Annotated in this window: 18 protein-coding genes; 10 read left to right on the forward strand and 8 right to left on the reverse strand. The window is 68.2% G+C overall.

What is annotated here, in order from left to right:
* Positions 1–5: 5 nt before the first annotated feature.
* The 4 genes from glgC to ABL844_RS02835 all read right to left on the reverse strand — a co-directional run bounded on the left by glgC (position 6) and on the right by ABL844_RS02835 (position 8,125).
* Positions 6–1,319: a glucose-1-phosphate adenylyltransferase gene (gene glgC / locus ABL844_RS02820; protein WP_418130423.1), complete on the reverse strand. Its 1,314-nt coding sequence runs from the start codon at positions 1,317–1,319 to the stop codon at positions 6–8.
* A gap of 92 nt (positions 1,320–1,411) precedes the next feature.
* A complete protein-coding gene (gene glgX / locus ABL844_RS02825; RefSeq protein WP_418130424.1) occupies positions 1,412–3,484 on the reverse strand; it encodes a glycogen debranching protein GlgX in 2,073 nt (690 codons plus the stop codon).
* Positions 3,485–4,259: 775 nt separating this feature from the next.
* Positions 4,260–6,431, reverse strand: coding sequence for a 1,4-alpha-glucan branching protein GlgB (glgB, locus tag ABL844_RS02830; protein WP_418130425.1), 2,172 nt, complete (start codon positions 6,429–6,431; stop codon positions 4,260–4,262).
* A gap of 17 nt (positions 6,432–6,448) precedes the next feature.
* The gene (locus ABL844_RS02835; protein WP_418130426.1) at positions 6,449–8,125 is read right to left on the reverse strand and encodes an alpha-amylase family glycosyl hydrolase; all 1,677 of its coding nucleotides are present in this window, start codon (positions 8,123–8,125) and stop codon (positions 6,449–6,451) included.
* Between the two features lie 130 nt (positions 8,126–8,255).
* Here ABL844_RS02835 and ABL844_RS02840 point away from each other — a divergent pair, with 130 nt between their 5' ends.
* From ABL844_RS02840 to ABL844_RS02850, 3 genes are read left to right on the forward strand one after another with little or no spacing between them, the layout of a single operon-like run.
* On the forward strand, positions 8,256–9,725 hold the full coding sequence (locus tag ABL844_RS02840; RefSeq protein WP_418130427.1) for an NAD(P)-binding domain-containing protein: 1,470 nt from the start codon (positions 8,256–8,258) through the stop codon (positions 9,723–9,725).
* Positions 9,726–9,739: 14 nt separating this feature from the next.
* The gene (locus ABL844_RS02845) at positions 9,740–10,243 is read left to right on the forward strand and encodes a CMD domain-containing protein (protein WP_418130428.1); all 504 of its coding nucleotides are present in this window, start codon (positions 9,740–9,742) and stop codon (positions 10,241–10,243) included.
* Positions 10,240–10,845 carry a peroxidase-related enzyme gene (locus ABL844_RS02850; protein WP_418130429.1) on the forward strand — a complete coding sequence of 202 codons (606 nt, stop codon included), beginning with the start codon at positions 10,240–10,242 and terminating at the stop codon, positions 10,843–10,845. The genes ABL844_RS02845 and ABL844_RS02850 overlap by 4 nt, the downstream gene beginning before the upstream one ends.
* Here ABL844_RS02850 and ABL844_RS02855 read toward each other — a convergent pair.
* Both ABL844_RS02855 and ABL844_RS02860 read right to left on the reverse strand, forming a co-directional pair.
* On the reverse strand, positions 10,840–11,925 hold the full coding sequence (locus ABL844_RS02855; protein ID WP_418130430.1) for an NAD/NADP octopine/nopaline dehydrogenase family protein: 1,086 nt from the start codon (positions 11,923–11,925) through the stop codon (positions 10,840–10,842). The two genes, ABL844_RS02850 and ABL844_RS02855, sit on opposite strands and share 6 nt — an antisense overlap.
* On the reverse strand, positions 11,918–12,892 hold the full coding sequence (locus tag ABL844_RS02860; RefSeq protein WP_418130431.1) for a Bug family tripartite tricarboxylate transporter substrate binding protein: 975 nt from the start codon (positions 12,890–12,892) through the stop codon (positions 11,918–11,920). The genes ABL844_RS02855 and ABL844_RS02860 overlap by 8 nt, the downstream gene beginning before the upstream one ends.
* Before the next feature lie 206 nt (positions 12,893–13,098).
* Between ABL844_RS02860 and leuS the strand changes: the two genes are divergently transcribed.
* The 6 genes from leuS (at position 13,099) to ABL844_RS02890 (ending at position 22,261) form a co-directional block, all read left to right on the forward strand.
* Positions 13,099–15,729 (forward strand): leucine--tRNA ligase, encoded by a 2,631-nt coding sequence (leuS, locus tag ABL844_RS02865; protein ID WP_418130432.1) that lies wholly within the window; start codon positions 13,099–13,101, stop codon positions 15,727–15,729.
* Between the two features lie 35 nt (positions 15,730–15,764).
* Positions 15,765–16,283, forward strand: a complete 519-nt coding sequence (lptE, locus tag ABL844_RS02870) for an LPS assembly lipoprotein LptE (protein ID WP_369659866.1) — start codon at positions 15,765–15,767, stop codon at positions 16,281–16,283.
* Between the two features lie 18 nt (positions 16,284–16,301).
* Positions 16,302–17,375, forward strand: a complete 1,074-nt coding sequence (gene holA / locus ABL844_RS02875; RefSeq protein ID WP_184640073.1) for a DNA polymerase III subunit delta — start codon at positions 16,302–16,304, stop codon at positions 17,373–17,375.
* 87 nt (positions 17,376–17,462) lie between these two features.
* Complete coding sequence (locus ABL844_RS02880) at positions 17,463–18,764, forward strand: glutamate-5-semialdehyde dehydrogenase (protein ID WP_418130433.1); 1,302 nt, start codon at positions 17,463–17,465, stop codon at positions 18,762–18,764.
* A 119-nt stretch (positions 18,765–18,883) separates the two neighbouring features.
* Positions 18,884–20,215: a glutamate--cysteine ligase gene (gene gshA / locus ABL844_RS02885; protein WP_126022228.1), complete on the forward strand. Its 1,332-nt coding sequence runs from the start codon at positions 18,884–18,886 to the stop codon at positions 20,213–20,215.
* 177 nt (positions 20,216–20,392) lie between these two features.
* Positions 20,393–22,261 carry a potassium transporter Kup gene (locus ABL844_RS02890; RefSeq protein WP_126022227.1) on the forward strand — a complete coding sequence of 623 codons (1,869 nt, stop codon included), beginning with the start codon at positions 20,393–20,395 and terminating at the stop codon, positions 22,259–22,261.
* Between the two features lie 13 nt (positions 22,262–22,274).
* Here the strand turns inward: ABL844_RS02890 and ABL844_RS02895 are convergent, their stop codons facing one another.
* Complete coding sequence (locus tag ABL844_RS02895) at positions 22,275–23,198, reverse strand: polysaccharide deacetylase family protein (RefSeq protein ID WP_418130434.1); 924 nt, start codon at positions 23,196–23,198, stop codon at positions 22,275–22,277.
* 10 nt (positions 23,199–23,208) lie between these two features.
* Entirely contained in the window at positions 23,209–23,637 is a 429-nt protein-coding gene (locus ABL844_RS02900; protein ID WP_176665962.1) for a nuclear transport factor 2 family protein, read from the reverse strand.
* Positions 23,638–23,902: 265 nt separating this feature from the next.
* Here ABL844_RS02900 and gshB point away from each other — a divergent pair, with 265 nt between their 5' ends.
* Positions 23,903–24,862, forward strand: a complete 960-nt coding sequence (gshB, locus tag ABL844_RS02905) for a glutathione synthase (RefSeq protein ID WP_126022224.1) — start codon at positions 23,903–23,905, stop codon at positions 24,860–24,862.
* Positions 24,863–24,869 lie beyond the last annotated feature (7 nt).

Genomic DNA, 24,869 nt, shown 5'->3' on the forward strand with positions numbered 1-24,869 from the left:
GTGGATCAGGCCGGGGTCAGCCGTTTCAGCATCTCGCGGGTGACGAGCACGACGCCGTTCTCGGTGCGCTCGAAGCGCGCGGCGTCCGCCTCGGCATCTTCGCCGATCACCATGTCCTCGGGGATGACGCAGGCGCGGTCGATCACCACGCGGTTCAGCCGCGCGCCGCGGCCGACTTCCACGTCGGGCAGCAGCACGGCCTCGTTGATCTCGCAGAAGGAATGCACGCGCACGCCCGAGAACAGCACCGAGCTGCTCACCTTGGAGCCCGAGACGATGCAGCCGCCAGAGACGATGGTGTTGACCGTCATGCCGTGGTGGCCGTTGCGGTCGAGCACGAACTTGGCCGGAGGCAGTTGCCGCTGGTAGGTCCAGATGGGCCAGTCCGTGTCATAGATGTCGAGTTCCGGGGTGATGGAGGCCAGGTCGAGGTTGGCTGCCCAGAATGCATCAATCGTGCCCACGTCGCGCCAGTAGGTCTTGGCCTCCGGCCCGCGCGAGGCCCGCGTGACGCACGACATGCCGAACGGGTGCGCCAGCGCACGGCCCTGGGCCACGGCGCGGGGAATGATGTCCTTGCCGAAGTCGTGGCTCGAATCCGGGTTGGCGTTGTCTTCCTCGAGCAGCTGGTAGAGGTACTCGGAGTCGAACACGTAGATGCCCATGCTCGCCAGCGCCGTGTCGGGCTTGCCGGGCATGGCGGGCGGGTCGGCGGGCTTCTCGAGGAAGTCGGTGATCTGGCGGCCGTCGTCCACTGCCATCACGCCGAAGGCCGTGGCCTCCATGCGCGGCACCTCGATGCAGCCGACCGTGCAGCCCAGGCCGTGCTCGGCGTGGTCCTTCACCATCAGCGAGTAGTCCATCTTGTAGATGTGGTCGCCGGCCAGCACCACCACGTAGTCGTGCTTGGTGGAGCGGGTCTGGATGATGTCCAGGTTCTGGAACACCGCGTCGGCCGTGCCGCGGTACCAGTGCTCGTCGCCCATGCGCTGCTGGGCGGGCAGCACGTCGACCATTTCGTTGAGTTCCGCGCGCAGGAAGCTCCAGCCGCGCTGCAGGTGGCGCATGAGCGAGTGCGACTTGTACTGCGTGACCACCGCCATGCGCCGGATGCCGGAGTTCAGGCAGTTCGACAGCGCGAAATCGATGATGCGGAACTTGCCGCCGAAGTACACGGCCGGCTTGGCGCGCCGGTCGGTCAGCTGCTTGAGGCGGGAGCCGCGTCCGCCGGCCAGCACCAGGGCGATGGTGCGGCGGACCAGTTGATGGGCCTGCAGCTCCTGTTGCGGTAGCTGCGCTTGCGGTGTGAGGTTGTCCATCCTGAGTCTCCGTTTTGTTGGTCGTTCGCTTGGCCGGAATACGCCGTCAGAGTTTCTGCATCGAGCCTAGCACCGCGCTGTACGCCTGGCTCCTACGTTCTTGCAATCCCGATGCTCGAAAAAGGCACTTGCACAGCGGCTTCCAGCGCCTCGGGGCCATCGCCCGGGTCGGCCGCCGGATCGGTGCTCAGGCAGAGGCGCCACGCGCCCGGCGGCAGCGTGAAGGTCACGGCCTGCGGGCCCGCGTTCACCATCACCAGCCATGAGCTTCCCGTCGCCTCTTCATGATCGAAGAGGATTGCAAGGGCCGTGCCCGTGCCGTTCCAGCCGGCGGGTGTCATCGGCTGGCCGTCGGGGCGAAGCCAGTGGATGCCGGGTGCCGGTTCGGCCGGCCACCAGCGCGTGCTGCGCAGGGCAGGGGCCTCGCGGCGCAGTGCGGCGAGACGCGCGATGAAGGCGCCCAGGCGCGCCGCGTCGCTGTCGGGGGCGGAGGTGCCTATCCACGCGAGCCAGGTGGTGTCGTTGTCCTGGCAGTAGGCGTTGTTGTTGCCCTTCTGGCTGTGGCCGAGCTCGTCGCCCGCCAGCAGCATCGGCGTGCCCTGGGACAGCATCAGCGTGGCGAGCAGCGCGCGCTGCAGCCGGGTGCGCAGGGCCAGCACGGCGGGGTCGTCGCTGGGCCCTTCCGCACCGCAGTTGTTGCTGAGGTTGTGGCCATGGCCATCGCGGTTGTTCTCGCCGTTGGCGAGGTTGTGGCGCTCGTCGTAGCTCACCAGGTCGCGCAGCGTGAAGCCGTCGTGCGCGGTGATGAAGTTGACGCTCGCCGTCGGCGCCCGGCCCCGGTGTGCGAACTCGGTGCTGGAGGCCGCGAAGCGATGGGCGAAATCGCCAAGGCCGGCCTTGTCGTCGTGGCCCTGCCTCAGCCAGAAGCCGCGCTGCGTGTCGCGATAGCGGTCGTTCCATTCGAGCCAGCCGGGCGGGAACTCGCCGAGACGGTAGCCGCCGGGGCCGATGTCCCAGGGCTCGGCGATGAGCAGCGTGCGCGACAGCACCGGGTCCTGCGCGATCGCGGCGAAGAAGGGCGCGCGTGGGTCGAAGCCGCGCTGCGCGTCGGCGCGCCCGAGCACCGGCGCCAGATCGAAGCGGAACCCGTCGACGCCCATCTCGCCGGCCCAGAAGCGCAGGCTGTCCATCACCAGCTGCAGCACGCGCGGCTCGCCGAGGTTCAGGCAGTTGCCGGTGCCGGCCCAGTTCTCGTAGAGCGAGCGGTCGTCTTCGCGCAGGTGGTAGTAGAGCGCGTTGTCGATGCCGCGCATCGACAGCGTCGGGCCGAGTTCGTCGCTCTCGGCGCTGTGGTTGTAGACCACGTCGATCACCAGCTCCATGCCGCGCGCGTGGATCGCGTCGGCCATCGCACGGAACTCGCTGGCGGGCGTGGTGCCGGGGCGGCGGCTCCAGTAGCGGGCCTCCGGAGCGAACCAGCCGATGGTGTTGTAGCCCCAGTAGTTGCTCAGGCCCATGCGCAGCAGGCGGGGCTCGTCGGCGCGGTGCTGCACGGGCATGAGGCTCAGGGTGGTGACGCCCAGGCGCTGGAGGTGGTCGAGCACGGCGGGCTCGGCGAGGCCGGCGTAGGTGCCGCGCAGCGGTGCGGGGACCGCGGGGTTGAGCTTGGTCTGGCCCTTGACGTGGAGTTCGTAGAGGACGCGGTCGCCTGGTGCGATGCGGGCGTGGCCTGCTGTTGCTGCCGGGGCCAGAGGGGTTGCTACCCGTGCCTTGAGAGCGACTGCTGCGTTGTCTCGAGGGTCTCTTTTTTCCGGGTTCGCGGGGTCGTGGCCGAGGAAGAGGTCGCTGCCGTCATAGGTGCCTGTGATTTCGCGGGCGTAGGGGTCGAGGAGGAGCTTCGATGGGTTGAAGCGGTGGCCTGTTTTCGGATTCCAGGGGCCGTGGACGCGGTAGGCGTAGACGAGGCCTGGCTTGCCGCTGGGGAGGTGGCCGTGCCAGATGCCGTCTGTTTGTTCTTTCAGGCTCAGGCGTTGTTGTTCGTTGTTGCCTGTGGTGTCGAAGATGCACAGGTCTACGGCTTCTGCTGAAGGGGCTGCGAGGGCGAAGTTGATGCCTTGTTGGGAAGGGGTTGCACCCAAGGGGTAGGGCTTGCCTGGGCTCAGCATGCTGTTGGCTCCTCTGGGAGTTTGCTTCCCGAGGCCGGGTCTCGCCCCGGCGGGCGACCTACTTTCTTTTGCTTCGCCAAAAGAAAGTAGGCAAAGAAAAGGCGACCCCACTGTCTGCGACCCCTTCGCTTTGCGAAGGGGCAACCTGCGGTGCTCGCGTTTCGCGGGGTCTCGCAGAACTCGCTTCGCTCAGACAGCTGCGAGCCCTTGTCCGCGCAACGCTGCGCTCCTCGGCGCAGCCAGAGGGGAGGGGAGATGCCCGGGCCATCGCGTTGCTCGGCCCCCAAGGCACAGCAGGCGCTTCGCGCCTGCTGTGCTTGGAATGGGGTGTAGGTTTGTTGGCTTGCATGCGCTGTTGACACTGTCGATATCGGTTCTGAGCCTGCATCCCGGGCCGAGCAAAGCGAAGGCTCGTCCAGGCTGCTCAAGAAGCCGAGCGAAGCGATGGCCCGGGTCACTCCCTTCTGGCTGCGCCGAGGAGCGCAGGCGTAGGAGGGATAAGGGCCGCAGCTGTTTGAGCGAAGCGAGTTCTGCGGACCCCCTCCTACGTCGAGCACCGCAGGTTGCCCGTAGCGAAGCGAAGGGACGCAGACAGTAGGGTCGCCTTTCTTTTGCCTACGTTTCTTTGGCGAAGCAAAGAAAAGTAGGTCGGCCGCCGGGCCGAGACCCGGCCTCGGGAAGCAAACACCCAACAGCGTCTCACTGAGGCAAAGCCAGCGCAATGAGTCGCCCGCCGGGCCGAGACCCGGCCCCGGGAAGCAACCTACCCAAGAAGTCAAACCAGCACCCACATCAAGGTACCCAACGGAGGCAAATCGATCAAAACCGAATCCGCCCTCCCATGCCAAGGCACAGGCGAACTCTCCACAACCCCGTTCCCCACCCCACTCCCTCCATAAACAATCCCATCGGTATTGATGACCTCCCGATAGGACCCAGAAGAGGGAACGCCTAGCCGATACCCCATCCGAGGCACAGGCGTGAAGTTGCAAACCACGACAACAAACGCCCCATCCCGAGCCCGCCGCACAAACGCAAACACCGACTGATCCGAGTCGTCATGCACAACCCACTCGAACCCCCGAGCCTCATGGTCGAGCTCATGCAGCGCCGGAAAGTGCCGATAAACATTGTTCAGATCCCGCACCAGCCTCCGCACCCCCTGGTGCGACGCATGCTCCAGCAGATGCCAGTCCAGGCTGCGATCCGCATTCCACTCCGCGTACTGCGCAAACTCCCCACCCATGAAGAGCAGCTTCTTCCCCGGATAGGCCCAGAGGTACCCATACAGGTTGCGCAAGCCCGCGAACTTCTGCCATTCGTCACCGGGCATGCGCCCGATCATCGACCCCTTGCCGTGCACCACTTCGTCGTGCGACAGCGGCAGCACGAAGTTCTCGCTGTGGGCGTACATCAGGCCGAAGGTGATCTGACGGTGGTGGTGCTTGCGATAGACCGGGTCGGTGCCGGCATACGTCAGGGTGTCGTTCATCCAGCCCATGTTCCACTTGTAGTGGAAGCCCAGGCCGCCGTCCTCGGGCGGGCGGGTCACGCCGGGAAAGCTGGTCGACTCCTCGGCGATGGTCACCGTGCCGGGCCGCTCGACGCCGACCACGCGGTTCATGCGGCGCAGGAATTCGATGGCTTCCAGGTTCTCTCGGCCGCCCAGTGCGTTGGGAATCCACTCGCCCGACTTGCGGCTGTAGTCGCGGTAGAGCATGGAAGCCACGGCGTCGACGCGCAGGCCGTCGACGCCGTAGCGCTCCAGCCAGTACAGCGCGTTGCCGACGAGGTAGTTGCGGACTTCCGTGCGCGCGTAGTTGAAGATCAGCGTCTGCCAGTCGTTGTGGAAGCCTTCGCGCGGGTCGGCGTACTCATAAAGTGCGGTGCCGTCGAAGCGGCCCAGGCCGTGCGAATCGGTCGGGAAGTGTGCGGGCACCCAGTCCAGGATCACGCCCAGCCCGGCCGCATGCGCGGCTTCGACGAAATGGCGGAAGTCGCCCGGCGTGCCGAAGCGGGAGGTTGGCGCATAGAGGCCGATGGGCTGGTAGCCCCACGAGCCGTCGAAGGGGTGCTCGCTCACGGGCAGCAGCTCGATGTGCGTGAAGCCCATGTCGCGCGCGTACGGCACGAGGGTGTCGGCCAGCTCGCGGTAGTCCAGCCACTCGTGGCCGTTCTTGCGGCGCCACGAGCCCAGGTGCACTTCGTAGATGCTGATGGGCGCGTCGCGGCCATTGGCGGCGGCGCGGCCTTCGGGCATCTTCACCGGCGCGGGCAGGGGCTGCACCACGCAGGCGGTGTCGGGGCGCAGCTGCGCGGAGAAGGCGAATGGGTCGGCCTTGCGCAGCACCTCGCCTTGCGCCGACAGGATCTCGAACTCGTAGCTGTCGCCCACGGACACGTGCGGCGCGAAGATCTCCCACACGCCGCACTCGCGGCGCAGCCGCATCATGTGACGCCGGCCATCCCAGTTGTTGAAACTGCCGACCACCGACACGCGCTTCGCATTCGGCGCCCAGACCGCGAAGGCCACGCCCTTCACGCCGTCCATCTCGCGCAGGTGCGCGCCCAGCCGCTCCCACGGCCGCAGGTGCGTGCCCTCGGCCAGCAGCCACACGTCGGTCTCGCCGAGCACGAACGGAAAGCGGTAGGGGTCTTCGAGCCGCGAGGTGTGCGTATCCCAGTCGACCTGGAAGGAATAGCCCATGCGCGCCTCGGCGGCCGGAACGAGGCCGCTGAACAAATCGGACTCCGGGTGGCGCGTGAGTATCGACAGCGGCCAGCCGGTGCGCGAATGCACCACCGCCACGTGCTGGGCGCCGGGCAGCAGTGCGCGCACGACCAGGCCTTCGGGCGTTTCGTGCGGGCCGAGCACGGCGAAGGCATCGCCATGCTCCGCGCGCATCAGCGCGTGGATTTCGGACTCTGGCAGCGGCTTCAAGGGCATGGTGATCGGGCTCGGCTTCATCCTTCCCCGGCGGACGCGCCGAAGAAGACGCCGTACGGCGCCAGTTGCAGCATGCGCTTTCCGTCGGAGGTGTGGATGACGGAGGTCGCCGCCAGCGGCTGTCCGACAAGAGGTGTCAGTCCGTCCGGCAGCGGCATCGACACGGGCTCGCCGCTGAAGTTGAAGATCGCCTGCAGCGGCGAAGCGCCGTCGCCGTACCGCTCGAAGTGCAGCAGCCGCGGCTCCTGCGTGTCGAAGAAGCGGATGCCGCCGGTGCGCAGCAGCGGCTGGGTGCGCCGCCAGTGCAGCAGGGTGCGGCTGAAGGCGAGCATCGAATCGGGGTCGGCGGCCTGACGTTCGATGGCCAGCGGCAGGTGCGGGCCGTATGCCGGCAGCCAGGGGGTGCCGGTGGTGAAGCCGCCGTTGGGCGCCTCGCCGGTCCAGGGCATCGGCGTGCGGCAGCCGTCGCGGCCCTTGAACTCGGGCCAGAAGGCGCGGCCGTACGGGTCCTGCAGCAGCTGGAAAGGCACCTCGGCCTCGGGCAGGCCCAGTTCCTCGCCCTGGTAGATGCTGGCGCTGCCGCGCAGCGAGAGCAGCAGTGCGAGCCAGAGCCGGTCGCGGCGCGTGTCGGGCGCGGCGCCGCCGCTCCAGCGGGTGGCGACGCGCGGCACGTCGTGGTTCGACACTGCCCAGCAGCCCCAGCCGCCGGTGGGCGCGAGCGCGCTGTCGAGCGCCTCGACTTGGTGGCGCAGGTGCGCGGGGCTGTGGTCGGCCGTCAGGAGGCTGAAGCTGTAGGCCAGGTGCAGGCGCTTGCCGAGTTCGGTGTACTGGGCCATGACCGGCGGCGCGTTCTCGTCGCCGACCTCGCCCAGCGCCACTGCGCCGTACTCGTCGAGCAGCCGGCGCAGCCCTTCGAGGAACGCCAGGTTCTCGTGCTGGCTCTTGTCGTACAGGTGCTGCTGCATCGCGTACGGGTTGTCGGCGCGCACCGTGCTGACCTCGCCGATGGAGGCCAGCGAGGCCGGCGGGTTGTCGCGCAGCAGCGCGTCGTGGAACTGGTGGTTGCAGGCGTCGAAGCGGAAGCCGTCCACCCCCCGCTCGCACCAGAAGCGCACCTCGCCCAGCAGCGCCTGCTGCACCTCGGCGCAGTGGAAGTTCAGGTCGGGCTGCTCGGCCAGGAAGCTATGCAGGTAGTACTGGCGCCGGCGCGAGTCCCACTGCCAGGCCGGGCCGCCGAAGACCGACAGCCAGTTGTTCGGCGGCGTGCCGTCGGGCTTCGGGTCGGCCCACACGTACCAGCCGGCCTTGGGGTTGTCGCGGGAGCTGCGGCTTTCGGCGAACCAGGCGTGCTGGTCGGAGGTGTGCGAGAGCACCTGGTCGATGATGAGCTTCAGGCCCAGCGCGTGCATCCGCGCCAGCATGGCGTCGAAGTCGGCCAGCGTGCCGAAGAGCGGATCGACCGCGCGGTAGTCGGACACGTCGTAGCCGAAGTCCTTCATCGGCGAGCGGAAGAAGGGCGAGACCCAGATGGCATCGACGCCGAGGCCGGCCACGTGCTCCAGCCGGGACGTGATGCCCGGCAGGTCGCCGATGCCGTCGCCGTTGCTGTCCATGAAGCTGCGCGGGTAGATCTGGTAGATCACCGCGCCGCGCCACCATTCGCTGTCGCTGCCGTCGGTTTTGCTGCTGGCCATGCCGGTCCCTGTGGTCTGAAAATCATTGTGGCATGCGAAATCCGGGCCAGTGATACGGCCATGCGGGCGTCGGAGCACGGCATGGGGGGCGTGAAGCTTTCTACACTGAGCGCCGTTCCCGGTTTTGAAAATGACGATTCCAGATCCCGCTTCCCCTTCTTCCTCCCTGGCCGCGCTCGAGGCCCGGCTCGCCCAGGACCTTTCCTACCTCGGCTGGCCCGCCCGCAACTGGATGCCGCCGCGGCAGGCCGCCAATGGCGAGGCCATGATCGACGTGGCCATCATCGGCGGCGGGCAGGCCGGGCTGGCCGCCTCGGTGGCGCTGGCGCAGCTGGGCATCCGCGCCGTGGTGTTCGATCGTTCGCCCGCCGGCAGCGAAGGCCCGTGGGCCACCACCGCCCGCATGGAGACGCTGCGCTCGCCCAAGGAGCTCACCGGTCCCGCGCTGGGCCTGCCCGCGCTCACCTTCCGTGCCTGGTTCGAGGCCCAGTTCGGGCTGGAGGCCTGGGTGGCGATGGACAAGATCCCGCGTCTGCAGTGGATGGACTACCTCGTCTGGTACCGCCGCGTGATGAACGTGGACGTGCGCAACGGCATGACGGTCACGGCGATCCATCCCCTGCCCGACGCGACCGGCGTGCGCCTCGACCTGCGCTCGAGCGAAGGCGAAGTCAGCAGCGTGCTGGCCCGTCGCCTGGTGCTGGCCACCGGGCGCGACGGCCTCGGCGGCCCGGCCGTGCCGGCCTTCGTGGACGCCCTGCCGCGCTCGAAGTGGGCGCATTCCTCCGACGAGATGGACTACGGCAAGCTCAAGGGCCTGCGCGTCGGCGTGATCGGCGCGGGCTCCTCGGCCATGGACAGCGCCGCCACCGCGCTGGAGGCCGGCGCGCACAGCGTCGAGCTGCTGATCCGCCGCCCCGACCTGCCGCGCGTCAACAAGGGCAAGGGCGCCGGCGTGCCAGGGCTCACGCAGGGGCACTACGACCTGCCGGACGAGCTCAAGTGGCGCATCCGCCACTACATCAACGTGCTGAACGTGCCGCCGCCGCACGGCAGCACGCTGCGGGTGTCGCGCCACGCCAATGCGTTCTTCAACTTCGGCTGCCCGGTGCTCTCGGTCGAGCCGAAGGGCGACGCGATGGTGGTTAGCACGCCCAGGGGCGATTTCGAGTTCGACTTCCTGATCGTCTCGACCGGCTTCAAGGTCGACTGGCCGAACCGCCCCGAGTTCGCCGCCATCGCGCCCCACGTGCGAACCTGGAAGGACCGTTTCACGCCCGCCCCGGGCGACGAAGACCAGGAACTGGCCGACTCGCCCGACCTAGGCCCGGCCTTCGAGTTCAAGGAGCGCGCGCCCGGCGAATGCCCGGGGCTTGGGCGCATTCACTGCTTCTGCTACCCGGCGGCGCTGTCGCACGGCACGGTGTCGGGCGACATCCCGGCCATCAGCGACGGCGCCAGGCGGCTGGCCGGCGGCATCGCGAGCCTCTTCTACCGCGAGGACTTCGACCAGCACTGGGCCTACCTGCAGGAGTTCGCGGAGCCGGAACTCTTCGGCGACGAATGGACGCCCGCGCTGCCGCCCAAGGAAAGAAACTGAGAAAAGAACGAACCATGACAAGCACTACCGATGTGATCGATGCCGTCGTCCCCCTGGCGCCGGACCAGCCCACCTGGACGCTGCGCCGCCAGCGCGAAAAGGTGCTCGCCGCGACGCAGGGCAGCTACGACGCGATGTTCTCTCCTTTCGTCGAGGGCATCTCGGTGATCGAGCGGCTGCTGGTGGCGCTGCACGCCTGCCGCGTGTCGAAGGCCGACAGCCTGGCCGTGCACTACCGCGAGCAGCTCGTGGCCGAAGGCGCCGACGCGGCCGCGGTCGCGGCGGTCGATGCCGGCAAGCCCGTGGCCGACGCGCGCCTGCAGGCCATGCTGGCCTTCACCGGCAAGCTGATCGAGCGTCCCATCGAGGGCGACAAGGCTGCCGTTCAGTCGCTGGCCGCGAGCGGCCTGTCGACGCCGGCCATCGTGGCGATGAGCCAGCTGATCGCCTTCCTGTCGTACCAGATCCGCGTCGCGGCGGGCCTGAAGGCGCTGGCCGCGCTGGAGGTGTCGGCATGAACGCCCCGATCCGCATCAAGGGCTTCACCAACGAAGTGCTCAAGTGGAAGCCGTGGCTGGACACGGTGAACGTGGATACCGCCACGCCCGAGCAGCTGGCGGCACTGGACGAGATGAGCCCGCAGGCGCGCACCTCGCCCTATTTCCTGGTGCTGGCGCACCAGCCCGAGATTCTTCTGCAGCGCTCTATCGCCTTCAACGCGATCATGTTCGCGCCGGGCGGCATGCCGCGCGCGGAGCGCGAGCTGGGCGCCACGGTGGAATCGCGCGTCAACGGCTGCGTGTACTGCGCCTCGGTGCACGCGCAGCGCTTCGAGCAGCTGGCAAAGCGCAACGACGTGATCTCGCAGGTGTTCGAGGAGCCGGAGGGCGCCGGCACCACGGAACGCGAGAAGGCCATCGTCGAGTTCTCGATCCGCCTGGGCGCCGAGCCCGACAAGGTCACGGCCGACGACATGCGCAAGCTCAAGGACGTGGGGCTGGGCGAGCTGGAGATCCTCGACCTGATCCACTCGGTGGCCATCTTCGCCTGGGCCAACCGGCTGATGCTCAACCTCGGGGAGCCCGTGTTCCCCGGAGCCGAGGCCTCCGACGCCTCATAGGCGGGCGAGCAGGCCGGCGACGGTCTCGGTCGCCAGGCCCAGCGGCCCGACGAGGTCGTTCTCGCGGCGGTAGTCGATGCCGTTGACCAGCGAGGCCGCGTCCACGATGGTCCGCGTGGCGGGCGTGGGCACGCCGGCGATGGCACCCAGCGCCTCGACGAAGGCCAGGCCGTAGGGCATGTCCTCGCTCAGGTAGCGCGTGTCCGTCTGCGTGGGGCCGGGCGGGCCGCCGCGCTTGGCGTGCAGTTCGGCGGCGATGTCGGCGAGCTTCTCGGCGGTGGTGCCGAAGGAGCGCGCGAAATGCGCCTCGATGGGGCCGAGCTCGATGCCGAAGGCGGCCGCCACGGCGCGGCGCTCGGCATCGAGCGCCTCGATCGCGCGCGACACGCCGGGCGTCATGCAGTGGTACTGCGGCCAGTTCTCGGCGCGCTCGATGCGCGTCCAGTTGAAGACCGCGAGCGGTCCGTGCGACTGCGGGTTGACGTTGCCCAGGGCACTGGCGAGCGCGCTGCCCTGCGCGGAGAAGCCCTCGCCGAAGAGCTCCGTGCACAGCGCGACAGCTTCGTCGACGCGGGCGCCGGGCAGCGCGGAGACGCCGACCGCCTTGCGCCGCGTCATCACCCGCACCTGCGTGCCGGACTCGCGGCGCGCGGTCAGCACGGTCGTGCCGAAGCTGGCGACGGTGAGCTGCCGCAGGCCCGCGCGCACCGCGGCTTCGTGCAGATAGAGCGAGGACAGCGAGGCCATCGAGCTGACGATGACCGCCTGGCCGTCGCGCAGGAAGGGCAGCAGCGCGTCCATCACGCGCCTGTGGCCGTTGACGGGCAGGGCGATCAGCAGCACGTCGGAGGCGGTACAGAGCCCGGCTGCGTCGTCTGCGACCTCGACGTTCACCGAGAAAGACTCGATGCCGCCGGCTTCCAGCGGCTGCGTGCGCAGGGCATCCGCGCCCCGGCCGCCCGGCGACCAGATCGTGACGCCATGGCCTGCCCGCCGCAGCCAAGCTGCGCTGGCCAGCGCGATCGCTCCGGCGCCGGCAATGCCGACGCGGTACTTCTTGCCTGCAGCGGCCTCAGTCAACCTTGATTCCGCCCTGTTTGATCACCTTGGCCCAACGCTGGCTGTCCTCCGTGACCACCTTGCCCAGTGCCGCCGGGCCGCCGCAGGTGTTGACCGCGCCCAGTTGGGCGAAGCGCTGCTTCGTCTCCGGCAGGTTGCACACCTCGACCAGCGCCGCGGAAAGCTTCTCGACGCTCGCCGCCGGCATGCGCGCGGGCGCCATCACGCCGACCCAGACCGGCACTTCCATGCCCGGCAGGCCCGTCGCCTCGCCGATGGTCGGGGCAGAGCCCATGCTCGGCAGCGCGGCGCGCGAGAAGGTACCCAGCACGCGGGCCTTGCCGCTGGCGACCATGGGCTCGATCGAGGCCACGCTGGTCACGATGGTCGCCACCTGGCCGCCGAGCAGGTCGGTGAGGGCCGGCGCGGCGCCGCGGTAGGGCACGTGCAGCAGGTTCACGCCGCTGGCCTGGGCCAGCAGCGCACCGGTCAGGTGCGAGACGGTGCCGTTGCCGGTGGATGCGTAGGTCACCTGGCCCGGCCTGGCCTTGGCGTCGCGGAGCACGTCTGCCACCGTCTTGTAGGGGCTTTCGGCGCGCACCGAGAGCGTCATGGGCGTGTCGGCCACCAGGGCCACCGGCACCAGCTCGTGGACCGGGTCGTAGGGCAGCCTGGCCTGCAGGTGCGGCGCGATGGTTACCGCGCCGCCGGTGGCCAGCAGCACCGTGGCCCCGTCGGTCGCCTTGGCCACCGCATCGGCGGCCACGATGCCGCCGGCGCCGGCCTTGTTGTCGATGATGACCGGCTGGCCGAGCTTGTCGGTGAGCTTGGCGCCCAGGTAGCGGGCGATGACGTCCTGCGCGCCGCCGGTGGCGAAGGGCACGACGATGCGCAGGGGTTTGTCGTTCTGCTGAGCCCAAGCGGAGGTGGCGGCAAGGCCGGCGGCGGCCGCGAGGGCCAGGGCGAGGTGTTTGAGGCGCAGTTTCATGGTGTGTTTTTCGTCCGCGTCAGGTAACGGGCAGGCATGCATTCTTCGCGAAACACCGCGGAACCGGCTTCGCCGGGCCGCAGGTGTCGCCCCCGGAAGGGGGTTGGCGCAGTGCACGAAGTGCGCGCAGCCTGGGGGCGAGTCTAGTCCGGCGCGATAATCCCGCGTTCCCGGCCGCTTCCGAGCCGGGCTCTTGCCGAACCGCCATGAATCCCAGCTACAAACCCAGCGACGTCGAGTCCGCTGCCCAGGCGCAATGGAGCGCCGCCGATGCCTACCGCGTCACCGAGGACGCGAGCCGCAAGAAGTACTACGCCTGCTCGATGCTGCCGTACCCCAGCGGCAAGCTGCACATGGGCCACGTGCGCAACTACACGATCAACGACATGCTCACGCGCTACCTGCGCATGAGTGGCTACAACGTGCTGATGCCGATGGGCTGGGACGCCTTCGGCCTGCCGGCCGAGAACGCGGCGCTGAAGAACGGCGTGCCGCCCGCCAAGTGGACCTACGAGAACATCGCCTACATGAAGGGCCAGCTCCAGGCCATGGGCCTGGCCATCGACTGGAGCCGCGAGATCGCCACCTGCGACCCCAGCTACTACAAGTGGAACCAGTGGCTGTTCCTGAAGATGCTCGAAAAGGGCATCGCCTACCGCAAGACCCAGGTCGTCAACTGGGACCCGGTCGACCAGACCGTGCTGGCCAACGAGCAGGTGATCGACGGCAAGGGCTGGCGCACCGGCGCCACGGTCGAGCGCCGCGAGATCCCGGGCTACTACCTGAAGATCAGCGACTACGCCGAGGAACTGCTCGAGCACACCCAGCACAAGCTGCCGGGCTGGCCCGAGCGCGTCAAGCTGATGCAGGAGAACTGGATCGGCAAGAGCGAGGGCGTGCGCTTCGCCTTCACGCACGACATCAAGGGCGCCGACGGCAAGCTCATCCAGGACGGCCGCATGTACGTGTTCACCACGCGTGCCGACACCATCATGGGCGTGACCTTCTGCGCTGTCGCGCCCGAGCACCCGCTGGCCGCGCACGCCGCCACGCTCGACCCCAAGGTCGCGGCCTTCATCGAGGAGTGCAAGAGCGGCGGCACCACCGAGGCCGAGCTGGCCACGCAGGAGAAGAAGGGCGTGCCCACCGGCCTCACGGTGATGCACCCGATCACCGAGGAGCAGGTGCCGGTGTGGGTCGGCAACTACGTGCTGATGAGCTACGGCGATGGCGCCGTGATGGGCGTGCCCGCGCACGACGAGCGCGACTTCGCCTTCGCCAACAAGTACGGCATCGAGATCATCCAGGTGGTGCTGGTCGACGACGAGCCGCACTTCGACTATCACAAGTGGCAGGACTGGTACGCCGACAAGCAGCGCGGCGTGACCATCAACTCCGACAACTTCAGCGGCATGACCTACAAGGAGGCCGTTGCAGCCGTGGCGCATGCGCTGGGCCAGAAGGGCCTGGGCGAGATGCAGACCACCTGGCGCCTGCGCGACTGGGGCGTGAGCCGCCAGCGCTACTGGGGCACGCCGATCCCGATCATCCACTGCGAAGAGCACGGCGCGGTGCCCGTCCCGGAGAAGGACCTGCCGGTGGTGCTGCCGACCGACTGCGTGCCCGACGGCTCGGGCAACCCGCTGCACAAGCACGAGGGCTTCCACGCCGGCGTGGTCTGCCCCGTGTGCGGCAAGCCCGCGCGGCGCGAGACCGACACGATGGACACCTTCGTCGACTCGTCGTGGTACTTCATGCGCTACTGCGACCCGAAGAACGACGCGGCGATGGTGGCCGAGGGCGCCGACTACTGGATGCCGATGGACCAGTACATCGGCGGCATCGAGCACGCCATTCTTCACCTGCTGTACGCGCGCTTCTGGACCAAGGTGATGCGCGACCTCGGCCTGCTGAAGGCCGACGAGCCCTTCAGCAAGCTGCTGACGCAGGGGATGGTGCTCAACCACATCTTCTACAACCGGGGCGACAAGGGCGAGAAGAATTACTTCCCGCCAGCCGAAGTCACACCGGTGGTTGATGCGCAGGGCCGCATCACCGGAGGCACGCTGGCCGACGGCACGAAGCTGGAGTACGGCGGCGTCGGCAAGATGGGCAAGACTGAGCGCAACGGCGTCGACCCGCAGGACCTGATCGAGAAATACGGCGCCGACACCGCGCGCCTGTACACCATGTTCACCGCGCCGCCCGAGGCCACGCTCGAGTGGAACGATTCGGCCGTCGAGGGCAGCTTCCGCTTCCTGCGCCGCGTGTGGAACTTCGGCGTCTCGCAGGCCGACGTGGCTCCGGTGGCCGTGGCCGGCCAGGCCTTCGGCAAGAACGCCCAGGCGCTGCGCCGCGAGGTGCACACCGTGCTGCGCCAGGTCGACTACGACTACCAGCGCATGCAATACAACACGGTGGTGTCGGGCGCGATGAAGCTGCTCAACGCGCTGGAAGGCTTCAAGCCCGACGGCAGTGCTGGCGACGCCGCCGCGCTGCGCGAGGGCTTCGGCATCCTGCTGCGCTGCCTCTATCCGGCCACGCCGCACATCGCCCAGCAGCTGTGGAGCGAGCTCGGCTACGACAAGGACCTGGGCGGCCTGCTCGACGCGCCCTGGCCCGTGGTCGACGTGGGCGCGCTGGTGCAGGACGAGATCGAGCTCATGCTGCAGGTCAACGGCAAGCTGCGCGGCAAGCTCAGCGTGCCGGCAGGCGCCTCGAAGGACGAGATCGAGAAGCTCGCGCTGGCCTGCGACGACTTCGTGGCCTTCGCCGAGGGGGCGTCCGCCAAGCGCGTGATCGTGGTTCCGGGCCGCCTGGTCAACGTGGTCATCTGAAACGCCGCACGAACGGCTCAATCAACCAAGCAAGCATGAACACTCGCAACGTCTCGCTGCCGCGCCGCGGCCTCCTCCTCGGGCTGGCGGCCGGCGCCTCGCTGGGCCTGGCCGGCTGCGGCTTCAAGCTGCGCGAGGCGCCCGTCTTCGCGTTCAAGTCGCTGTCGGTGTCGGGCAACTCGGCCATGATCAACCAGATCCGGCGCGAGCTGCGGGCTACTGGCACCGTGACGGTGATGTCGGCCGAGGACGCATCCAAGGCCGACGTCGTGCTCGAGATCCTGGGCGAGGACCGCAACCGCATCGTGATCTCGACCAACTCGGCGGGCCTCGTGCGCGAGCTGCAGCTTCAGCTGAAGGTGCGCTTCAAGCTGCGCACCCCGGGCGGCAAGGACCTGCTGCCGCCCACCGACGTCTCGCAGACGCGCGACCTGAGCTTCAACGAGACCAACGCGCTGGCCAAGGAAGGCGAGGCCGACCTGCTGTTCCGCGACATGCAGTCGGACATCGCGCAGCAGCTGATGCGCCGGCTTGCGGCGCTCAAGGAAATCTGAGGCGGGTCCTTCGTTTCCATGCAACTTGCCAGCGCCCAGCTCGGGGCCCATCTGCAGAAGGGCCTGAAGCCGCTCTACACGATCCACGGCGACGAGCCGCTGCTCGCGCAGGAGGCGGCCGACGCCATTCGCTCGGCGGCGCGCGCGCAGGGCTACACCGAGCGCAGCTCCTACACCGTGGCCGGCGCGCATTTCGACTGGAGCGCGGTGCTCGCGGCCGGGGGCTCGCTGTCGCTCTTCGCGGACAAGCAGATCGTCGAGATCCGCATTCCCTCGGGCAAGCCCGGCAAGGACGGCAGCGCAGCCCTGCAGCAGCTGGCGGAGGCGGCGCCCGGCAACGACAGCACGCTCACGCTGGTGATGCTGCCGCGGCTGGACAAGGCCACGCGCACCGGCGCCTGGTTCTCGGCGCTGGAGAACAACGGCGCGAGCATCCAGGTCGACCCCATCGAGCGCAACGCGCTGCCACAGTGGATCGCACAACGCCTGGGCCAGCAGGGCCAGCGCGTGATGCCCGGCGACGAGGGCCAGCGCACGCTGCAGTTCTTCGCCGATCGCGTGGAAGGCAACCTGCTGGCCGCGCACCAGGAGATCCAGAAGCTCGCGCTGCTGCATCCGGCCGGCGAGTTGAGCTGGGAGCAGGTGGAAGGCGCGGTCAACAACGTGGCGCGCTACGACGTGTTCAAACTCTCCGAGGCCGTGCTGGCGGGCAATCCGCAGCGCGTGGCGCGCATGCTCGACGGCCTGCAGGCCGAGGGCGAGGCCGAAGTGCTGGTGCACTACGCGATCGCCGAGGACATACGCGCCCTCAAGCGCGTGAAGGACGCCATGGCCTCGGGGCGCCCGCTGCCGATGGCGCTGCGCGAGAACCGCATCTGGGGTCCGCGCGAGCGCGCCTTCGAGCGCGTGCTGCCGCGCCTGGACGACCGCATGCTGGCGCGCCTGCTGCGCGCCGCGCACGTGGTGGACGGCATCGTGAAGGGGCTGAAGCAGCCCGACTGGCCCGCCAGCGGCTGGCAGGCGCTGCAGCGGCTGGCGCTGATGCTGTGCCGCGCCTGCGGCAGCGCGGGCGGCGCCCCTCGGCGCGCCTGAAGGCTGCCCGGCGAAGCGGACTGGCGGCTCCAGCCGCCAAAAGGCCTGCGCCAGCCGGGCCACGGGTCGGCGTGGGAAAATAGCCCGATGAACGCGTTCAACGTAAGCGAACACATGCAGGCCCTGGGTCTGCAAGCCAAGACCGCCGCATTCCTCATGGCCCGTGCCGATGCGGCCAGCAAGAACAAGGCGCTGAAGGCGCTGGCCCGCCGCCTGCGCGAAGCCGGCCCGGCGCTCGCGGTCGCCAACCAGAAGGACCTGGAGCGCGCCACCGCCGCCGGCCTGCCTGCCCCGATGGTCGATCGCCTGAAGCTCACGCCCAAGGTCATCGAGACCGTCGCCCAGGGCTGCGAGCAGCTCGCCGGCATGGCCGACGTCATCGGCGAGATCATCGGCATGAAGCAGCAGCCCAGCGGCATCCGCGTGGGACAGATGCGCGTGCCGATCGGCGTGTTCGGCATGATCTACGAGAGCCGGCCCAACGTGACCATCGAGGCCGCGAGCCTGGCGATCAAGAGCGGCAACGCCGCCATCCTGCGCGGCGGCTCGGAGGCCATCGACTCGAACAAGGCGCTGGCGGTCCTGGTGTCCGAGGTGCTCGGCGAGGCCGGCCTGCCGGTCGACGCGGTGCAGTTGGTGCAGACCACCGACCGCGAGGCCGTCGGCCAGCTGATCGCCATGCCGGAATTCGTCGACGTGATCATTCCGCGCGGCGGCAAGGGCCTGATCGAGCGCATCAGCCGCGACGCCAAGGTGCCGGTCATCAAGCACCTGGACGGCAACTGCCACGTCTACGTGGACGACACGGCCGAGTTCGAGATGGCGCTGCGCATCGTCGACAACGCCAAGACCCAGAAGTACAGCCCCTGCAACGCCGCCGAAGGCCTGCTGGTGTCGGCCGCGGTGGCCGAGGACTTCCTGCCCGAGATCGCCGCCATCTTCGCGGCCAAGGGCGTGGAAATGCGCTGCGACCCGGCGGCCGCTGCCATCCTGCGCGAGAGCGAGGCGCTGGGCGCGGTGAACCCGCCGGCGAAGATCGTCGACGCGGTGGAGTCCGACTGGTACGAGGAGTACCTCGCCGCGGTCATCAGCATCAGGGTGGTGGCCGGCGTGGACGAGGCCATCGCGCACATCAACCGCTACTCGAGCCACCACACCGACGCCATCGTCACGCGCGACCACGTGCATGCACAGCGCTTCCTGCGCGAGGTCGATTCGGCCAGCGTGATGGTCAATGCGAGCACACGCTTCGCGGACGGCTTCGAATTCGGGCTGGGTGCCGAAATCGGCATCAGCACCGACAAGTTCCATGCGCGCGGCCCGGTGGGCATCGAAGGACTGACCTCGCTCAAGTACGTGGTGCTGGGGCAAGGCGAAGTCCGGACCTGATGAGCCGCACGGGAGCGGTCGATCCGATGCGTTCGCGCGCGGTCTTGTCATTGGGGCGACCAGCCCCAAATCCTACAATTCCACTCCACCTTTAAGCACAAAACCAACAAGGCCGCTGCATGGTTCCGCATCTAGTCACCGCCCTGACCGGCCCGATCAACGAACTGGAGCAGCGGGTGCTCGACTCGATGCCCGCCATCGAGCGCTGGTTCCGGCTCGAGTGGATGGAGCACACGCCGCCGTTCTACAGCGCCGTCGACATCCGCAACGCGGGCTTCAAGCTGGCGCCGGTCGACACCAACCTCTTTCCGGGCGGCTGGAACAACCTCACCAAGGAAATGCTGCCGCTGGCGGTGCAGGCCGCGCAGGCGGCCATCGAGAAGATCTGTCCGGAGGCGCGCAACCTGCTCGTCATTCCGGAAAACCACTCCAAGAACACCTTTTATCTCGCCAACGTCGCGCAACTCGTGCGCATCTTCCACATGGCGGGGCTCAACGTGCGCATCGGGTCGATCGATCCGGCGATCAAGTCGCCCAAGAAGATCGAACTGCCCAATGGCGAGACCGTGACGCTGGAGCCGGTGGTGCGCACCAAGCGACGTCTGGGGCTCAAGAACTTCGATCCGTGCACAATTCTCCTTAACAACGAGCTTTCTGCGGGAACTCCCGGCATCCTCGAAGATTTGCACGAGCAATACCTCTTGCCGCCGCTGCATGCGGGCTGGTCGGTACGCCGCAAGAGCAATCACCTGCACAGCTACGAGGAGCTGTCCAAGCGCTTCGGCAAGCTGCTGGGCATCGACCCGTGGCTCATCAACCCGATCTATGCGCGCGCCGAGGGCGTCGACGTGGCCGAGGGCCGCGGCATCGACGTGCTCACCAGCCATGTGGATGCGGTGCTGACCAAGGTGCGCCGCAAGTACAAGGAATACGGCATCAACGAGAAGCCCTTCGTGGTCGTCAAGGGCGGCCACAGCGGAAGCGGCAGCCCCGGCGTGGTGACGGTTCGTGACGCCAAGGACGTGGAGTCGCTGATCGGCAAGCCGCGCGGCGGCGCCAGCGCCAGCGTTCCGGCGGCATCCGCGAGGAACGCCGCCGGCCGCGACCTGCGCGAGCCGACGGAACTGATCGTCCAGGAAGGCGTGCTCACCAACGAGCGCGTGCACAACGGCGTGGCCGAACCGGTGGTCTACATGATGGACCGCTACGTGGTCGGCGGCTTCTACCGGGTGCACGCCGAGCGCGCCGCCGACGAGAACCTGAAGCTGCCGGGCGCGAGCTTCGTGCCGCTGGCCTTCTCTGAAAGTGCGCACTTGCCACAGCCGGGCGCCAAGCCTGGCGCCAGCGCGCCGAACCGCTTCTACATGTACGGCGTGGTCGGCCGGCTGGCCATGGTGGCCGCCAGCTACGAGATGGAAGCGACCGATCCGGATGCCGAAATCTACGAGTGATTGGCCGGGGGCTCCCTGCCTCGGCTTGCACCGAGCGCAGGCGGCGGCAAAATAGCGGCCCCACAGCAACGGAAACAAAAGGGCGGGAGGGCGATCCGGGTGAACTAAAGTTCGCCGTTCGCGCCCGGCGTGCCTGACGCGTCGATTCCAGCAGCCTGCCCTTTTCCCATCGACTTCGTGTCAGCCCCCAAAAATCTCTCAGCCGGCCTGATCGTCGGCGCCATCGGCGTCGTCTATGGCGACATCGGCACCAGCGTGCTGTACGCCGTCAAGGAAGTGTTCGGCCACGGCCACGTGCCTTTCACCGTCGAGAACGTCTACGGCATCCTGTCGATGTTCTTCTGGACGCTCACCGTCATCGTCTCCATCAAGTACGTCGTGCTCGTGCTGCGGGCCGACAACGAAGGCGAGGGCGGCCTGGTCGCCATGCTGGCGCTGGCCTCCCGAGCGGTGGCCGACAAGCCCAGGCTGCGCCACCTGCTGCTGGTGGTCGGCATCTTCGGCACCTCGCTCTTCTATGGCGACGGGGTCATCACCCCGGCCATCTCGGTGCTCTCGGCGGTCGAGGGCCTGGAGGTGGTGTCGCCGCACTTCACGCACTACGTCATTCCGCTCACGCTGGTCGTGCTGTTCTGCCTGTTCGTGGTGCAGAAGCGCGGCACCGCCGGCATCGGCAAGTTCTTCGGGCCGGTGACGCTGACCTGGTTCATCGCGATCGCGGTGCTCGGGGTGTCGCAGATCCTGCACCACCCCGAGATCCTGAAGGCGCTGAACCCGTTCTACGCGCTGAAGTTCATGTGGGACAACCCCGGCACCAGCTTCATCCTGCTGGGCGCGACCGTGCTGTGCGTGACCGGCGCCGAGGCGCTGTACGCCGACCTCGGCCACTTCGGCAAGAGCCCGATCCGCATCGCGTGGTTCTCGGTGGTGATGCCCGCCCTCACGCTCAACTACTTCGGCCAGGGCGCGCTGCTGCTGGAGAACCCCGAGGCGGTGAAGAACCCGTTCTTCATGATGGCGCCCGAGTGGGCGCTCATTCCGCTGGTGCTGCTTGCTACCGCAGCCACGGTGATCGCGTCGCAGGCCCTCATCACCGGCGCCTTCAGCGTGACGCGCCAGGTGATCCAGCTGGGCTACCTGCCGCGCCTGAACATCGAACACACCAGCGTGCGCACGGCGGGCCAGATCTACATTCCGCTTGTCAACTGGGGCCTGTTCGTGGCCATCGTGCTGGCGGTGGTCATGTTCCGCTCGTCGAGCAGCCTGGCCGCGGCCTACGGCATCGCCGTGACCACCGACATGCTGATCACCACGGTGCTCACTTTCTTCGTGATCCGCTATGCGTGGAAGCTTCCCCTGGCGCTGTGCATCGCCTCCACCGCGGTCTTCTTCGTGGTCGACTTCCTGTTCTTCGCGTCGAACCTGCTCAAGCTCTTCGAGGGCGGCTGGTTCCCGCTCTTGATCGGCGGCTTCGTCTTCACGCTGATGATCACCTGGAAGGAAGGCCGCCGCCTGATGGGCGAGGCGCAGCACGCCGACGCCATCGACCTGAAGTCCTTCCTCGATTCCGTGTTCGTGAGCCCGCCCGCGCGTGTCGACGGCACGGCGGTGTTCCTCACGGCCGAGCCGGGCGTGGTGCCCAACGCGCTGCTGCACAACCTGAAGCACAACAAGGTGCTGCACGAGCAGAACATGTTCGTCACCGTGCGCAACCACGAGGTGCCGTGGATTCCGATGGACAAGCGCATCGAGATCGAGGCGCTGGGCCACCACTGCTGGCAGATCATCGTCCACTACGGCTTCAAGAACGACATCGACCTGCCGCGCGCCCTCGAGAACGCGCGCATGCGCGGCTGCCAGCTCGAGCAGATGACGACCAGCTACTTCCTGTCGCGCGACGTCGTCATCCCGACGCTGGGCAGCGGCATGGCGCCGTGGCGCGAGAAGCTGTTCGCGCAGATGCACCACAACGCGAGCGGTGCGGCGGCCTTCCTGGGGCTGCCGAACAACGCGGTGGTGGAGCTGGGGTCGAAGATCGAGATCTGAGTCCGAGCGCGGCTCAGTCGAATTCTCCCGGCCGCTCCTTTTCGAGCCCGGCCACGTGCGAGGCGATCGCACCGGGCGTGGTGAACCAGATCTCGCCCCGGTCGCGCGCCTGCGCCAGCCGCTCCAGCGCGCTGCGCAGGTGCCTCAGCCGGTAGGGCTGCCCCACGATGTACGGATGCAGCGCCAGCCCCATCACCAGCGGCTGCGCGCGCGACTGATCGAGCATTTCCTCGAAGTTGTCGATCACCATCGCGCTGAAATCCTTCGCGTCCATCAGGCGGCCGACGATCATCGGGATGTCGTTGAGCTCCTGCGGGTACGGCACCGACCACAACGATCCGCCACCGCGCGTGCGCATGCGCAGCGGCTGGTCGTCGTGGCACCAGTTGAGCGTGTAGCCGTAGCCGGTCTCGGCCAGCAGGTCGGGCGTGAGGGCGCTTTCGGAAATCCACGGCGAGAGCCAGCCCGCGGGCGCCTGCCCGCTTTCGCGCAGCATGCGCTCGCGGCAGCGCAGCAGCAGCGCGCGCTCGTTCTCCTCGTCGAGCACGCTCTGGCGTTCGGCGTTGCTGTGGCCGTGGCCGATGAGCTCGTCGCCGCGTGCCACCAGGGCCTGGACCAGCTCCGGGCAGTGGTCATACAGCGCGGTGTTGACGAGCGCCCCGGTCGGTAGCGCGAGCGAATCGAAGAGTTCGAGACAACGCCATGCGCCCACGCGGTTACCGTATTCGCGCCAGCCATGGTTGAGCACGTCGGGCTGGGGCGAGGCCGGGCCGATGCATGCGCCCAGTCCGTCGCCGAAGGCGAAATGCTCGACGTTAAAGCCGATGTACACCGCCAGCCGCGCGCCGTTCGGCCACGCGTAATCGGGCCGCCGCGTGATCGGCCGGTAGTCGAAGCGGTCGTGCGTGGGGAGCCGGTCGGGCCAGCGCGTCGTCATGCCGCCGGCCTCACAGCACGGCGAGCCCGGCGCGCACCAGCAGCCATTCGGCGCTGTCGTTCCAGACGTCCATCTGCACGATCAGGCCGTGGCGTACCACGTAGCGGTCGACGTACCGGTTGCCTTCGAAGGCCGTGCCGTCGGGCCACGCACCGTAAAGCGTGCCGAGGCTGTAGACCACCGTTTCCTCGGGCGTGCCGCCGGCCACCGTTTCGGTGCGCTCGATCTTCTTCTTGACCCAGGCGTAGCGCCGGGCGTTGAAGGCCGAGGTGTCGGCTGGCGCATGCATCGGGCGGTTGCCGGTGAAGCGGATGCGGATGTCGGGCGCGGTGAAGCGCGAGGCCGACTGCGGGTCCGGGATCATCACCAGGCGAAGGAATTCGTCGACCACGGCGGCGGGATCGAGCGCAGGGCCGCCCTGCGAAATGGATGTGTCCACGAGGTTCTCCGGGAGTTGTCGGAGGTGGAGACACGCAATTCCCGTGCCGGATGGTTGACTTTATCGGAGTCAGATTGTTGACCATCCTGAGCCATTGGGCGCCCGGCACAATCGCCCGGATGCGCGCTGCGCGACAAGGCCGGACGCGGTGGGCCGAAGAGAAAAAAGCCCCCGCCGGCAAGGACATCGCCGCTTCCGGCAACATCGCGCCCCGACACCCATGCCAATGGCCGCCGCGCCCCGGCAACGCAAGAAAGAACGCCTGATGAAAAACATTCTCTTCGTCGCCGATCCCCTCGATCACTTCAAGATCTACAAGGACACGACCTTCTCGATGATGCGCGAGGCGCAGCGCCGCGGCTACCGCATCGCGGCCTGCCTGCCGCAGGACATCCAGTGGAAGTCGGGCGGCGTGGTCACGGCCACGGTGCAGCAGATCACGCTGACCGGCGACGCGAGGGACTGGTACCGCGTCGACATCTCCGAGGCCAAGGCGCTGAAGGATTTCGACGCCGTGCTCATGCGCAAGGACCCGCCCTTCGACGCCGAGTACATCTACGCCACGCATCTGCTGGAGCAGGCCGAACGCGAGGGCGCCCAGGTAATCAACAAGCCGCGCGCGCTGCGCGACCACCCCGAGAAGCTCGCGATCATGGAGTTTCCGCAGTTCACCACGCCCACGCTGGTGACGCGCAGCGCGCAAGCCGTGCGCGACTTCCACGCCGAGCACGGCGACATCATCCTCAAGCCGCTCGACGGCATGGGCGGCATGGGCATCTTCCGCGTGAAGCAGGACGCGCTGAACCTCGGCTCCATCGTCGAGACGCTCAACAAGGACGGCGCCGAAACCATCATGGTGCAGCGCTTCGTGCCCGAGATCTCGCAGGGCGACAAGCGCATCCTCATCATCGCGGGCGAGCCGGCGCCCTTCGTGCTGGCGCGCATCCCCCAGGGCACCGAGGTGCGCGGCAACCTGGCAGCGGGCGGCAAGGGCGTGGCCCAGCCGCTCACGCCGCGCAACCGCGAGATCGCCGAGACCGTGGGCCGCGCGCTGGCGCCGCGCGGGCTGCTGCTGATCGGGCTCGACGTGATCGGCGACTCGGTCACCGAGATCAACGTGACCAGCCCGACCTGCTTCCAGGAGATCACCGAGCAGACCGGCTTCGACGTGCCGGCGATGTTCATCGACGCGCTCGAGGCGAACCTGCGCGAGCAGGGCCGCTGAGCGCGCC

The sequence above is a fragment of the Variovorax sp. 278MFTsu5.1 genome, assembly GCF_048305045.1.
Classification (GTDB): Bacteria; Pseudomonadota; Gammaproteobacteria; order Burkholderiales; family Burkholderiaceae_C; genus Variovorax; species Variovorax guangxiensis.